This is a genomic window from Rhodococcus sp. 27YEA6, assembly GCF_044908235.1.
Lineage (GTDB): Bacteria > Actinomycetota > Actinomycetes > Mycobacteriales > Mycobacteriaceae > Rhodococcus_F > Rhodococcus_F qingshengii.
Genome location: NZ_JBIYCY010000001.1, coordinates 520179 through 533152, shown reverse-complemented (window position 1 = coordinate 533152; position 12974 = coordinate 520179). Strand labels below are relative to the sequence as shown.

Genomic DNA, 12974 nt, shown 5'->3' with positions numbered 1-12974 from the left:
ACGCAGCCTCCCGAAGTGTGACGGTCGGGCGAATCAGTCGCTGTACTTCTGCGAAACCCGCCCACGCCACCGCGACCAGATCGGATCCAACGCTGCGCTCGCCTCGTGTGCGTGATCGGCCACGGCCCGTGCCAGCATCCCTGCTCCCGCCAGCGGCGTCACGTGCCCTTCGACGTCGTCGGAAGTCTTGATCCCCAACAGCATGGTCGTACCGAGCACGCGATGGCCACCGAGAATTCCCGGCAGCGAACGGCCCGGCACGCTACGCAGGTCGAGAGTTTCCACGAGCAGCGCGTCACCGTCGACGGTAATGCGCTGATCCGAGCGAAGGGCACCGCCGGTTTCGCCGGTCCGGCCGAACACGATCATCTCGTCGAGCAGCGCAACCGCATCGGATTCCAGTGAAATATCCACGCGCCTGGTCACATCCGCGCCGCCCGCGACGACAAACGGTGCCGCGCGCCAGATCAGCGCCGCACCGGCGCCGACGCTCGCCGAAGCCGACCACGACGCCCGGCCGCCACGCGCGTTGTACGCGACGGTCCCCGACGGCTCGATCACCTCGAGGCACGTACCCGGAGCGACTACGAATTCGATACGCAGGTCGTCGCCGGCCAGCAGCGTTGCACTGTGGCCTACCAAGGCAATTCGCACGGTGAGCCCGCGAGCGTCGACGAACCGCGGGGCCAGGAAGTCGCCCGAGATCAGCTCTCGCGCAACAGCGGTGTCACCCACTCTCTCGACGACGACCCGCGTAGCTCCAGTGCGCATCAGTGAGCGTGAGAGTGGCTGTGCCCGTGACCGTGACCGTGACCGTGGTCTTCTTCATCGGCATGGAAGTGCGGCGCCATCGGCCCCGGATCCTGCGGGGTGTGACTACCCGCGCGATGAGATGCGATGACCTGGCGGAGCCACGCACTGAGCTGGTCGATCGTTGAGTGATCCTTCTGGCTGAGCGCGAGAACTGGAAGTCCGTCACGCGCGGCCGTGGCATCGGCAACCATCTGGACCGCGTCGACGTCGACGTACGGGGCCAGGTCGATCTTGTTGACCACCAACAGATCTGCCCGCTCGATTCCGGGACCGCCCTTGCGGGCGACGTCTCCGCCGCCCGCGACGTCGATGCAGAAGATCTGGGCGTCGACCAGTGCCGGACTGAACGTGGCGGTCAGGTTGTCACCGCCGCTTTCCACGATCACCATGTCGAGGGGATGGAACTGACGCTCGAGGTCTTCGACCGCAATGAGGTTCGGCGTGACGTCGTCACGAATAGCCGTGTGCGGGCACGCACCGGTCTCGACTGCGACGATGCGCTCGATCGGCAGAACGTTGGCCGCGCGCAACAGTCGCGCGTCCTCGTCGGTGTAGATGTCGTTGGTGACCACCGCGATCTCGTACTCCGCCGCGAGTTCGCGGCAGATGGTGGCGATGAGGGTGCTTTTGCCGGTGCCGACGGGGCCGGCAACGCCGAGCCTCAAACCTCTTGCAGCAGTGGTGGTGTTGTTCAGGTTGTCAAGCACGGAAAATCCTCCTGGATCGAGCGTGGTGTTCGAGTGACCATTGTTCGACCAACGGCCCTGTTGTTGCGGGTATATCTGCGACGCCCTCGACGGCTACGGCAGCCGCGGCGACGGTTTCGATGGTCGGGGCTGCTCGGAGCAACCATTCGACCGGTTCTGCCGGATCCACCGGCAGTAGCTTCAATGCCGCCGACGCCACCGTTTGGGCGTCGTCGTACAAACAAGATCTGGCTGCCTGTAGGTCGTCCATCCCGGAGACCGCCGTGAAGACGCCCAACGCGAGCGGACGCATCGGATGCCCAGGCAGCGCCATGAGCATCTGCACCGCGGGGTGCTGCGGCCACAATCGCGACGCCAGTCTCGCCAGCCCACGGCCGAGCTGAATCGACGCCTCACGCAGCGGTGCGCTGGGAGTCCGAGCGAGCAGTTCCCTCGAGATGTCCTCGAGTTCGCCTGCACTACCCTCACTTACGGCCCAGCGGCGCGTGACCACCGTTGAAGCGGCCTCGACAAGTCCGACTGTTTCGAGTCGACCGCGAATGAAGTCAGGGACCTGACTCTGCAGGAGTCCGCCCGCCAGTGCCGGTTCCAACCCCGACGAGTGCGCGTGACCGCCGGTAGGCAGACGCCCGTCTGCCAAGAGCATCGATGCTATCTCGGCAGACGCCGTCTCGATCGACATGGTTTCAGAACAGCATGTAGCGCTGAGCCATCGGCACTACGTCAACGGGGTTGGGCGCGATCAGGTCGCCGTTGACCTTGATGGCAAACGTCTCCGGATCGACGTCGATGGACGGCAGCGCCGTGTTGTTCGGCATGTCCGCCTTGGTGAGGTGTCTCGTCGGACGAACACCGGTAAGGGTGCGGGTGAGACCGAGACGATCGGCCAGACCGTCCTCGATGGCCATCGGAGAGACGAACGTCGTGGACAGGTGCGGGGCCGATCCCGGAGTCGCCGCGATGGCCGGGCGAACGAACACCGGCTGCGGGGTCGGGATAGCAGCATTCGGATCACCAAGCGGCGCAGCAACTATCGCCCCGCCCTTGATCACGGCAGAAGGACGGACTCCGAAGAACGCGGGATCCCACAGCACCAGGTCCGCCATCTTCCCGGCCTCGACCGAGCCGATCTCGTGATCGATACCGTGCGCCACCGCGGGGCAGATCGTGTACTTGGCGACGTAACGCCGCGCACGCTCGTTGTCGGCCGGCATGCTGGTGCCCAGCTTGCCGTACTGGGCCTTCATGACGTGAGCCACCTGCCATGTCCGCAGGGTCACCTCACCGATACGGCCCATCGCTTGGGCGTCGGACGAGGTGATCGAGATGGCTCCGATGTCGTGCAGAAAGTCTTCTGCGGCAATCGTTGTCGGCCGGATCCGGGACTCGGCAAAGGCAAGATCCTCCGGAACCCGGGGATTGAGCGCATGACACACGATGAGCATGTCGAGGTGCTCGGCAACCGTGTTGACGGTATGCGGCAACGTCGGATTGGTCGATGCCGGAAGAACGTTCGGCTCACCTGCCGTCACGATGATGTCCGGTGCGTGCCCGCCGCCGGCGCCTTCCGCATGGAACACGTGGATCCCACGTCCGGCGATCGCATCCAAAGTGTGCTGTACGTAACCGGTTTCGTTGAGACTGTCCGCGTGCAGCGCTACCTGGAGGCCGAACTCGTCGGCTGCTCGCAGAGCGGCGTCGATCGCGGCCGGAGTGGAACCCCAGTCCTCGTGAACCTTGAATCCGCCTGCGCCCGCGAGAGCTTCCTGGCGCATGGCCTCATGGCTGACGGTGCTGCCCTTGCCGAGAAGAAGGACGTTGAGCGGGATGTGGTCGAGGGCGCGGTGCATCATCGTCAGCGACCAGGCGCCGGGCGTGACGGTGGTTGCCTTGCTTCCTTCGGTGGGGCCCGTTCCGCCGCCCGCCACGGTCGTCGTACCAGTGGCGAGTGCTTCCATCATCTCGACTTCACTGAGGAAGTGCACGTGAGTGTCGATCGCACCCGCGGTGAGGATCTTTCCCTCACCGGCGATCACGTCGGTGCTCGGCCCGATGAGCAACTTGGGATGCACGCCATCCATGATGTCGGGGTTACCGGACTTGCCGATCGCAACGATGCGTCCGTCGCGAATTCCCACGTCTGCCCGGACGATTCCCCAGTGATCGAGAATCACCGTGTTGGTGATGACGACGTCGAGAGCACCCTGGTCGCGAGTGGTCAGGCCCTGGCCCATCGACTCGCGGATGCTCTTACCGCCGCCGAAGACCATCTCGTCGCCGGTCGCGGTGTAGTCGTGCTCGATCTCGATCCACAGATCTGTGTCGGCCAAACGGATCTGGTCGCCTGCGGTCGGGCCGTACAGGGAGGCGTAGCCGCGTCGATCGATCCTGCTCATTCGGCTGTCCTCTCAACTGTCGTCGCGGCGTCGTCCGGTGAATCCGCCTCGACTGGAACATCACTCACACGCACGTTCACCGAGGACGCTCGCAAAGGTTCTTCGACCTCGACGCCGGGCGTGCCGAACGGCATGACGGTCTTGGGCTCGCGCGCATGTGTCGGTAGGTCTTCGTCCGGCACGATCTGCAGGCCCGGAACCCTTTTGAGTCCGCCGAGCGCGATCAGTGTCACCGTTCTGCTGACCCCGGGTTCGAACCGAACCGACGTTCCCGAGGGGATGTCGAGCCGGAAGCCGTCTGCCGCTTCGCGATCGAAGGTCAACGCCGGGTTGGCCGCGGGAAGGTGGAGATGTGAACCGATCTGAATGGGGCGATCGCCGTCGTTGACGACGACCATCGTGATTTTTTCCGCGTCGATGCCGAACTCGAGCGGTTCGGTGGACACACGTACTTCGCCGGGAATCATCGAATGGGCTCCGTCACGGTGACCAGCTTGCGACCGTCCGGGAAAGTGGCCTCCACCTGGACGTTTGCAATCATCTCGGGTACCCCTTCCATCACGTCGTCGCGGGTGAGCACTTGCCGACCGGCGTTCATCAGTTCCGCAACCGTCATTCCGTCACGCGCGCGCTCGAGAATCCAGCACGAGATCAGTGCCATCGCTTCGGGGTAGTTCAGCAGTACCCCGCGCTCGCGGCGGTCACGGGCGACCATGCCCGCGACGCTCAGGAGCAGCTTTTCGGTATCTGAAGGGGTGAGGTGCACTGACAAGCCCTTCCGGTTGTGAAACGACATCGATCGACAGCGTGCTGTCGGGCCGAGATTAGCATTGTCCGAAGCGTCGTCAGTATCCACGAGATTCACGTCGTCGGCTACTTCTGCGCCAACTCGGCGCACTTGCGCTGCTCATCGAATTATTCGGGCGCCCAACGACGCTCAGCTCTGCGCACCGGAGTGGGAACTATCACCACAACCAAAAAGTTTCACCCCCGTCTCCTGTTGGAAACGGGGGTGAAACATGATCGTGCAGGGTTGATCCCGGGACCTATCCGAAGCGGCCGGAGATGTAGTCCTCGGTGGCCTTCTGCGTCGGGTTCGAGAAGATCTTCTCGGTGTCGTCGATCTCGACGAGCTGACCGGGCTTGCCGGTTGCCTCGAGGTTGAAGAATGCCGTCTGGTCACTCACACGCGCAGCCTGCTGCATGTTGTGCGTGACGATGACGATCGTGAAGTCCTTCTTCAGCTCGGTGATCAGGTCTTCGATCGCGAGAGTCGAGATCGGGTCGAGCGCGGAGCACGGCTCGTCCATGAGCAGGACGTCGGGCGAGACCGCGATGGCACGCGCGATGCACAGACGCTGCTGCTGACCGCCTGAGAGGCCGCCACCGGGCTTGTCGAGGCGATCCTTGACCTCGTTCCACAGGTTGGCACCGCGCAGCGAACGCTCGGCCACCTCGTCGAGCTTCTTCTTGCTGCGCTCGCCCTGCAACTTCAAGCCCGCGACGACGTTGTCCTTGATGGACATGGTCGGGAAGGGGTTGGGTCGCTGGAACACCATGCCGATGGTCTTGCGAACACCGACCGGATCGACGTTCGAGCCGTAGATGTCCTCGCCGTCGAGCAGCACCGAACCCTCGACGCGCGCACCGGGAATCACTTCGTGCATGCGGTTGAGTGAACGGAGAACGGTGGACTTGCCGCAACCGGACGGGCCGATGAAGGCGGTGACGCTCCGGGGCGGGACGGACAGGCCCACATCGGCGACGGCGTGGAACTTGCCGTAGTAGATGTTGACGTCCTTGAGATCCAGACGCTTGGCCATTACCGGCTCCCTACTGAGTTGTTGACGCTGTTGAGTACGAACATGTTCCGAGGCCGCATCACTTACTTCTGACCTGTGAGAAGTGACCGATCAGCTTCGCGACGATGTTGAGGATCGCGATCAGCAGGATCAGGGTCAGTGCTGCGCCCCAGATGCGGTTGGTGCCGGCGTCGGTGGGGTTGTTCATCTCGGCGACCATGACGGAAGGCAGTGTGCCCATTTCGCCGTTGAACAGGTCGAAGTTGATGAACGGTGCGTAGCCGACGAGGATCAGCAGCGGTGCGGTCTCACCGAGCACGCGGGCCAGGGCCAGCATGACGCCGGTGATGATGCCGGGAAGTGCCGTCGGCAGAACGATTTTCGAGATGGTTTTCCACTTCGGCACACCGAGCGCGTACGACGCCTCTCGCAGATCCATCGGGACGATGCGCAGCATTTCCTCGGTGGAGCGGATGACGACCGGGACCATCAGAAGGACCAGAGCCAGTGACACCGCAAACGCGGACTTGGGGAAGCCGAAGGTCGCGATCCACAGGGCGTAGATGAACAGCGCTGCCACGATCGACGGAACACCGCTGAGGATGTCGACCATGAACGTGGTCAGCTTGCCCAGCTTCGACTTCCGGTCGGCGTACTCCACCAGGTAGATCGCGACGAAGATACCGAGCGGGATGGAGAAGACCGCGCACACGATGCCTTGCAGCAGAGTGCCGATCAATGCGTGATAGATACCGCCGCCGTCGGCCGACGCCGTCAATCCGCTCAGCGAGTTGGTGAACCAGGTAGGCGACGTCAGAGCGGGCAGGCCCTTGGCGATGACCGTGAAGAGCACCCAGACCAACGGGATGAGCGCGATGACGACTGCCAGGCTCACCAGGATGGTCGCGATGACGTCCTTGGCACGACGACGAGCGCCGACGCCTTGGAAAGTGGGGGCCTTGACCGGCCGGTCCAGAGTGGAGGTCATGGGTCAGTCCTTCTTTCCGGCGATCACTGCGCGGGCAGCCGCGTTGACGACGAAGGTCAGTACGAACAGCACCAGTCCGGCCGCGATGTACGCGCCTGCCTGGATGTCGTTGTTGAACTCCGCGTAGCCGAGGGCGATCTTGGAGGCGATGGTCGAGCCGCCGTCGAACAGCGACCAGCCGAAGGCCTGAGAGGTGGTGCGCAGGATCAGGTAGAGCGCCATCGTCTCACCGAGTGCGCGTCCGAGACCGAGCATCGAGCCGCTGATGTAGCCGGACTTACCGAACGGGATGACCGTGGTGCGCACAACTTCCCAGCGCGTGGCGCCGAGGGCGAGTGCGGCTTCGATCTGTGATCGCGGGGTCTGGATGAACACCTCGCGGGTCACTGCGGTGATGACCGGAAGGATCATCACGGCGAGGACGATGCCTGCGGTGAAGATGGTGCCGCCACCGGTGATCGATCCGCTGCCGTCGGCGAAGAGCGGGAACCAGCCGAGAGTGTCGTTGAGCCACACCGCGACCGGGGTGATCGCCGGAGCGAAGACGAGAAGTCCCCACAGGCCGTAGACGATGGACGGCACAGCTGCCAGAAGGTCGATCGTGTACGACAGTGGCCGCGTGAGCCACTTGGGTGAGTACGAAGTCAGGAAGATCGCGATGCCCAGTGCGATCGGCATCGCGAGCACCAGTGCGAACAGCGAGACCAACACCGTGACCTGGAAAAGGTCGAGGACACCGAACGCCATCGCGTTGATGTTCTGCGTGACCCATTCACGGCTGGTCAGGAAGTTGACCTGGTTCCGGCTCAAAGCAGGAACAGCACGCCAGATCAGGAACGCGCCGATCGCCGCGATGACAACCGTGATGAAGATTGCCGAACCGGATGCGAGCGAGCTGAAGATGCGGTCACCCGGACGGGTCACCGTCTTGCTGTTGCCGCTACCCGGACCGTCACCCTTCGGAGGATGCTCGGTTTCTGGAGCCTTGGTGGAAGTAATCGTGTCCTCCGTGGTGCCGTTCGGACCGCCCACCCCGGCCCCGCTGGTTGCGGGGCCGGGAGAACGAGATGTCGAGGTGATGGGCGCGTCACTCATGCGCGCTCACTTCCTTCACGTCTGAATGTAGATCCATGAGCTTGTCCGCACGAGTCTCTAGGTCAGCTGATTGCCGTGATGGACGCGTTGAGGCGATCCTGGACGTTGGACGGCAGCGGGACGTAACCCTGCTCGGCCAGGTTGGCCTGACCCTCGTTGGCCGCGCTCGTCAGGAACGACTTCACTGCTGCGGAGGTGTCCGCGTCGTAGCCCTTGGAGCAGACGATCGAGTACGTGGCGAGAACCAGCGGGTAGGCGCCGGCTTCGTTGGTCTTGAAGATCGACGCGAGGTCGAGCGTCAGGTCGCCGGTTGCGTCGGACTTGAACTTCGCGCCTGCGATCGACTTCGCGGCCGTGTCGTTGGTCAGTGCGACTGCCTCGGAGCCGGTGTTGATTTCGGCAACCGAGAGCTTGTTCTGATCGGCGAACGACTTCTCGACGTAGGTGATCGAACCCGGTGCCGTGGCAACTGCCTGTGCAACGCCCGCCGAACCCTTGGCGCCCTCACCGACGCCACCGGTGAAGTCGGACCCTGCGCCCGACGTCCAAGCACCGTTCGATGCCGCGTCGAGGTACTTCTGGAAGTTGTCGGTGGTACCCGAGGAATCGGAGCGGATCACGGTGGTGATCTTCTCGTCGGGAAGCGAAGCACCGGAGTTGAGCGCGGCGATTGCCGGATCGTTCCACTTGGTGATGCCGCCGTTGAAGATCTTCGCGAGAACCTCTGCGTTGAGAACGAGCTTGTCGACGCCGTCGAGGTTGTATGCAACTGCGATCGGGCCGAAGACGAGGGGAAGGTTCCAGGCTTCGCCGCCGACGCAACGCTCCTTGGCCTTGTCGGCCTGCTCGTCCTTGATGGCCGAGTCGGAGCCGGCGAAGTCGATCTGGCCGGCGATGAACTGTGTACGACCGTCGCCCGAACCGCTGGGGTTGTACGCGACGTTGACCGTCTTGCCCTTTTCCTGGCACACGGAGATGTAAGTGGCGACGAACTGGTCCATGGCGTTCTTCTGTGCCGAGGAACCAGCGGCAGAGAGGTTGCTCTTGCCTTCGCACGTTGCGTTCGATGCGGACGCGTCCACACCCGTCGACGACGAGTTGTTGTCGCTGCCACATGCGGCCAAGGTCATGGCGCCCACGGCCACTACACCGAGCAGGGCACCACTGCGCTTGAGATTCACCAAGATCCTCCGGAAATCGCTACCGCCACGCCCACGATCGGGCGGCGACATGAGACGCAGAATGATTGAAATCTGCATCAGGCAACACGGCGCTGCCCACAGAGAAAAGTAGGCGGGCGCGGTGTCCGGCTGGACCACACATGGTTAACGGAGAATGAACAGACTGGACATTTCTGCGTGTCCGACTGTGACGTCAGAGCGCGCGGGCGTAAGCCATGTCCACGTGGAAGCGATCGAAGCCGAGTCGTTCGTACGTGTGGAGGGCGGCCGTGTTGTCGCCTTCGACGTACAGAAGGACGGTTCCGAGGCCGCGATCACGCAGGTAATGCATGCCCGCGAGAGTCAGCACTCGGCCGAGACCTCGTCCCTGCGCCGCGGGATCGATCCCCACGACGTACACCTCCCCCAGCTCCGGATCGTCACCTTCGGGTGCGTGCAACTTGGTCCAGTGAAAGCCGAGAAGAGTATCGGGATCGGTGTCCGCGAACGCCATGAACAGACCAGCAGGGTCGAACCAACCTTCGGCCGTTCTCTCGTCGATCTCCGCCTGGGTCCAGCCGCCCTGCTCGGGATGCCAGGAGAAGGCCGCATTGTTGACGCGAAGGATCTCGGAATCGTCTTCGGGTCCACGATACGTCCGAATCGTCACACCTTCGGGCACAACGATTTCCGGAAGCTGCGGAGCATCGAGTGGTCGACGCAGCTGCAGGAGTTCACGAACGCTGACCAGATCGAGGGTCTTGGCGAATTCGACTGCGGCGTCGACGTTTCCGTGCGCCCAGACACGCGTGCCCGGCCGGCCCTCGTCGAATACCGCTGCGGCAAGCCTGGTTCCGATGCCGCGACGCCGCGCCTGCGGGTCGACCACCAACTCGGCCATGTCGGGATGCTCGTCCGAACCGGCTTGCAGCTGCGCATAACCGACGACTGCATCGCCGTCGAGTTCGAGGAAGTGTCGCGCGGCGCCGCGCCCGGCAACGGCATGGCGCCCCTGTTCCGACACGGGCGCCTTGCCGTCGAACTCGGTTGCGCGATCGAGAAGCGCGGAAACCTGCTCGGCGAATCCAGCCGGCAGTGAATCTGTCCAACCCACGTCAGACCACCGATCCGTCGGCCGCGTCGTAGTCGACGTCCTCGTCGTCCTCGTCGTCCTCGAACTGAACGGGAGCAGCTGCGCCACCCTTGGCCCTGGTCGGACGCACTGCCTTATATCCGACATTTCGGACTGTACCGATCAAGGACTCGTATTCGGTGCCGAGTTTCGCCCGCAGACGACGCACGTGGACGTCGACCGTCCTGGTGCCGCCGAAGAAGTCGTAGCCCCACACTTCCTGCAGCAGCTGCGCCCGGGTGAATACCCGTCCGGCGTGCTGCGCGAGGTACTTGAGCAGCTCGAATTCCTTGTAAGTCAAATCAAGGGGCCGTCCACGCAGTCGTGCCGTGTACGTCCCCTCGTCGATAACCAGTTCGCCCAGCGTGATCTTTCCCGACGCTTCCGGACTGGCCACACCGCCGCTGCGGGCGACCAACAACCGCAATCGGGCGTCCACCTCAGCCGGACCGGTACCGGGAAGCAGGATGTCGTCCAACCCCCAGTCGGCGTTGACGGCAACGAGTCCGCCTTCGGTGAGGACGGCGACCACAGGTACTGCGGATCCTGTGCTTCCGAGCAATCGACACAACCCGCGTGCGGCAGCCAGATCGGTGCGCGCATCCACCAATGCCACGTCCGCGGAACTTGCCTCGAGTAGCGAGGAAACCTCTGTGGGGGCAGGCCGAACCGAGTGCGCCAGCAACGCCAACGCCGGTAGTACAGCTTCCGGGTTGGGGTCGGAGGTGAGGAGGAGCAGTTCCACACGGCCTCCTATCTAGTAGCCCGCGCAACCCGTGAGGGCAACGCTCGAGTAGTTCGACGCTTTTGGTCGGTCCCTACATTAGCGTGCCTGGTACCGGGGCCGTCGCATCGAACCCCGACCGGAGTCCGTCACAATGGTGCGGTGCGCAAACTGATCATCGGCATCGTCTTTCTCCTCGGCCTCGGACTGGTGGCCGATTTCGGCGCGGCCGCGTACGCCGAGTACCGGGTTTCCCGCGAGCTCCGAACCGGCGCATCACTCGAGTCGGATCCGGAGGTCACCTTCAACGGGTTCCCCTTCCTCACCCAGGCACTCGGCGGGAAATACAAGGACGTCTACGTCAGAGCTACCGGCGTCCAGAGCGACGTGGTGGGCGAAGTGACCGTCGAGGCCGATCTGCGCGGGGTCACCGTTCCCTTCTCCGACATCGTGAACGGCAATGTCACCCAACTCCCCGTCGACAAACTCGACGGCCGGATGGGAATCAACGCCACCGACCTCGGAAAGCTGCTCAATATCCCTGACCTGCAGGTATCTTCGCCGCCTGCCAACAAGTCGGATGGCACCGGGGGCAGCGGCGGAACCGGAGCGAGCACCGCGGGCGCCGTCGTGCTGACGGGAACGGTTGCCGTCGGTCCGGTCGAGACTGCAGTGAGCGTGCAGGCCAACCTGGTTCTGGAAGGTGGGCAGGTCAAGATCGTCGCCAGCAATCTGTACTTCGGTCCGGAGGGCAAAGCCGATTTCTCGATCCCCGCAGCACTCGAACCCGTCGTCCTCGGACTGTTCAGCTACACGATCGATCCGCAGGCACTCCCCTACGGAATTCAGCCGAGCCTGGTCTACGCGGAAGGCGGAAGAATCGTGATCGAAGGCAGCGCCGAAAACACGACGATCGATCTCGCAGAGCTGCAGAACCGATGACCGGGATCACAATTCTGCTGGTCGCGCTGGTCGCCGTCGTCGCGGTCGGGCTCTTTCTCAAGTCGCGCAACGGAAAGGTCCGAGTCACCACGCCGGCCGCGACCGGCGCGGCGGACAGTCGCCTCGAACTGCTCCGCGCCGCTGGAGTCTCTTCGCCGAACGGCGGACCCGTCGTACTGCATTTCTCTGCCGACTGGTGCGGACCGTGCGCGGCAGTACGCCGCGTCGTCGGTCAGGTCGTGATCTCGATGGCCGACGCTCCCCGTCCGCCGGTGGAGATCGAGCTCGACATCGACAAGGAACCGGCTCTGGCACGCGAGATGAGTGTCCTCTCGCTGCCCACCACCTTCATCCTCGACGGTGGCCTGGAGGAACAGTTCCGGGTGTCCGGAGTGCCATCCGCAGCCGATCTGAAAGCTGCACTCGTACCACTATCCGGACCCCACGAGCCAAAATCCGAGAATTCGGGGTAAACTCGCCGACGTGCAAACCCGCCACGAGCTGATGCTCACCCGACGCCGCGCAGTAGACCTGTGCCGCCTCGGGGGCTGTTGCTGTACCTGTTGCTGATCACCTCATCCGTCAGATCTCTCTGACCTTCGAGCTTTCGCTCACGTGATCAATCCACCGAGTGGGACTTTGACGTCCCGTTTTCTCGGTCCAGGCACAGCATCATGCAATCCAGCGCAGGAGCACTCCCGATGTCCACAACCACACCCCAGCTCGAGCAGGTCGACGTCCGCGGACCTCGATTCGCCGCGTGGGTCACCACCGGCGTTCTCGTACTCACGCTCATCCTCTCGACCTTCTCACTGCCCGCCGCCACCGTCGTTCTCGCACTGCAGGCCATAGTCTTCGCGGTCGGAGCGGTATTCGGCCCCAAGCGCAGCCCGTACGGCCAGATCTTCGGCAAGCTCGTCGCCCCGCGACTCTCGCCGGTCAGCGAACGCGAACCCGTAGCGCCGCTGCGCTTCGCGCAGTTCGTCGGCTTCGTCTTCGCACTCGCCGGCACGGTCGGTTTCCTGGCCGGGTCGACGATCGTCGGCACCGTTGCCACCGGCTTCGCCTTGTTCACGGCCCTGCTCAACGCCGCGTTCGGCATCTGCCTCGGCTGCCAGATCTATCCACTCGTCGCAAGGCTGCGAAATACCGGCCGCGCTACCACCGCGTGAAAACGCTTGCCCCACAACCCTGCTGAACCCCTGCTAGAAAACG

General features: G+C 63.7%; 16 protein-coding genes. 4 read left to right on the top strand and 12 right to left on the bottom strand.

Translation table 11 applies throughout. The annotated features are described in order from the left end of the window. Positions 1–33: 33 nt before the first annotated feature. From ABH939_RS02670 to ABH939_RS02615, 12 genes are all read right to left on the bottom strand, one after another. A complete protein-coding gene (locus ABH939_RS02670) occupies positions 34–771 on the bottom strand; it encodes an urease accessory protein UreD (RefSeq protein WP_047271073.1) in 738 nt (245 codons plus the stop codon). After that, the gene (gene ureG / locus ABH939_RS02665) at positions 771–1520 is read right to left on the bottom strand and encodes an urease accessory protein UreG (RefSeq protein WP_047271075.1); all 750 of its coding nucleotides are present in this window, start codon (positions 1518–1520) and stop codon (positions 771–773) included. Before ureG ends, ABH939_RS02670 begins: the two co-directional genes overlap by 1 nt. After that, on the bottom strand, positions 1513–2202 hold the full coding sequence (locus tag ABH939_RS02660) for an urease accessory protein UreF (RefSeq protein ID WP_007733855.1): 690 nt from the start codon (positions 2200–2202) through the stop codon (positions 1513–1515). The genes ureG and ABH939_RS02660 overlap by 8 nt, the downstream gene beginning before the upstream one ends. A 4-nt stretch (positions 2203–2206) precedes the next feature. Then, a complete protein-coding gene (locus ABH939_RS02655; protein ID WP_007733854.1) occupies positions 2207–3916 on the bottom strand; it encodes an urease subunit alpha in 1710 nt (569 codons plus the stop codon). Next, positions 3913–4383, bottom strand: coding sequence for an urease subunit beta (gene ureB, locus ABH939_RS02650; RefSeq protein ID WP_042451393.1), 471 nt, complete (start codon positions 4381–4383; stop codon positions 3913–3915). The genes ABH939_RS02655 and ureB overlap by 4 nt, the downstream gene beginning before the upstream one ends. Beyond that, positions 4380–4682: an urease subunit gamma gene (ureA, locus tag ABH939_RS02645; protein ID WP_003939800.1), complete on the bottom strand. Its 303-nt coding sequence runs from the start codon at positions 4680–4682 to the stop codon at positions 4380–4382. Before ureA ends, ureB begins: the two co-directional genes overlap by 4 nt. Positions 4683–4962: 280 nt before the next feature. Continuing rightward, the gene (pstB, locus tag ABH939_RS02640; protein WP_003939968.1) at positions 4963–5739 is read right to left on the bottom strand and encodes a phosphate ABC transporter ATP-binding protein PstB; all 777 of its coding nucleotides are present in this window, start codon (positions 5737–5739) and stop codon (positions 4963–4965) included. Between the two features lie 58 nt (positions 5740–5797). Continuing rightward, a complete protein-coding gene (pstA, locus tag ABH939_RS02635) occupies positions 5798–6706 on the bottom strand; it encodes a phosphate ABC transporter permease PstA (protein ID WP_003940100.1) in 909 nt (302 codons plus the stop codon). A 3-nt stretch (positions 6707–6709) separates the two neighbouring features. Further along, positions 6710–7801 (bottom strand): phosphate ABC transporter permease subunit PstC, encoded by a 1092-nt coding sequence (pstC, locus tag ABH939_RS02630; RefSeq protein ID WP_007733846.1) that lies wholly within the window; start codon positions 7799–7801, stop codon positions 6710–6712. A gap of 62 nt (positions 7802–7863) precedes the next feature. Further along, on the bottom strand, positions 7864–8982 hold the full coding sequence (gene pstS / locus ABH939_RS02625) for a phosphate ABC transporter substrate-binding protein PstS (RefSeq protein WP_003940482.1): 1119 nt from the start codon (positions 8980–8982) through the stop codon (positions 7864–7866). A gap of 193 nt (positions 8983–9175) precedes the next feature. Next, a complete protein-coding gene (gene mshD, locus ABH939_RS02620; RefSeq protein WP_404649290.1) occupies positions 9176–10075 on the bottom strand; it encodes a mycothiol synthase in 900 nt (299 codons plus the stop codon). 1 nt (position 10076) lies between these two features. Continuing rightward, a complete protein-coding gene (locus tag ABH939_RS02615; RefSeq protein WP_404649289.1) occupies positions 10077–10838 on the bottom strand; it encodes a winged-helix domain-containing protein in 762 nt (253 codons plus the stop codon). 141 nt (positions 10839–10979) lie between these two features. On the opposite strand from ABH939_RS02615, the gene ABH939_RS02610 reads away from it, so the two are divergent. The 4 genes from ABH939_RS02610 (at position 10980) to ABH939_RS02595 (ending at position 12931) form a co-directional block, all read left to right on the top strand. Next, the gene (locus ABH939_RS02610; protein WP_003939847.1) at positions 10980–11759 is read left to right on the top strand and encodes an LmeA family phospholipid-binding protein; all 780 of its coding nucleotides are present in this window, start codon (positions 10980–10982) and stop codon (positions 11757–11759) included. Further along, entirely contained in the window at positions 11756–12232 is a 477-nt protein-coding gene (locus tag ABH939_RS02605) for a co-chaperone YbbN (protein ID WP_003939684.1), read from the top strand. The genes ABH939_RS02610 and ABH939_RS02605 overlap by 4 nt, the downstream gene beginning before the upstream one ends. A 10-nt stretch (positions 12233–12242) precedes the next feature. Next, positions 12243–12329, top strand: a complete 87-nt coding sequence (locus ABH939_RS02600; protein ID WP_350318872.1) for a putative leader peptide — start codon at positions 12243–12245, stop codon at positions 12327–12329. 131 nt (positions 12330–12460) lie between these two features. After that, a complete protein-coding gene (locus ABH939_RS02595; RefSeq protein WP_404649287.1) occupies positions 12461–12931 on the top strand; it encodes a DUF4395 domain-containing protein in 471 nt (156 codons plus the stop codon). The last annotated feature ends 43 nt before the right edge of the window (positions 12932–12974 follow it).

Bases quoted from the DNA above. Each gene is read 5' to 3' on its own strand.
- ABH939_RS02670 (WP_047271073.1), bottom strand. From the start codon at position 771: ATGCGCACTGGAGCTACGCGGGTCGTCGTCGAGAGAGTGGGTGACACC.
- ABH939_RS02660 (WP_007733855.1), bottom strand. From the start codon at position 2,202: ATGTCGATCGAGACGGCGTCTGCCGAGATAGCATCGATGCTCTTGGCA.
- ABH939_RS02655 (WP_007733854.1), bottom strand. From the start codon at position 3,916: ATGAGCAGGATCGATCGACGCGGCTACGCCTCCCTGTACGGCCCGACC.
- ureB (WP_042451393.1), bottom strand. From the start codon at position 4,383: ATGATTCCCGGCGAAGTACGTGTGTCCACCGAACCGCTCGAGTTCGGC.
- pstB (WP_003939968.1), bottom strand. From the start codon at position 5,739: ATGGCCAAGCGTCTGGATCTCAAGGACGTCAACATCTACTACGGCAAG.
- pstA (WP_003940100.1), bottom strand. From the start codon at position 6,706: ATGACCTCCACTCTGGACCGGCCGGTCAAGGCCCCCACTTTCCAAGGC.
- pstC (WP_007733846.1), bottom strand. From the start codon at position 7,801: ATGAGTGACGCGCCCATCACCTCGACATCTCGTTCTCCCGGCCCCGCA.
- ABH939_RS02605 (WP_003939684.1), top strand. From the start codon at position 11,756: ATGACCGGGATCACAATTCTGCTGGTCGCGCTGGTCGCCGTCGTCGCG.
- ABH939_RS02595 (WP_404649287.1), top strand. From the start codon at position 12,461: ATGTCCACAACCACACCCCAGCTCGAGCAGGTCGACGTCCGCGGACCT.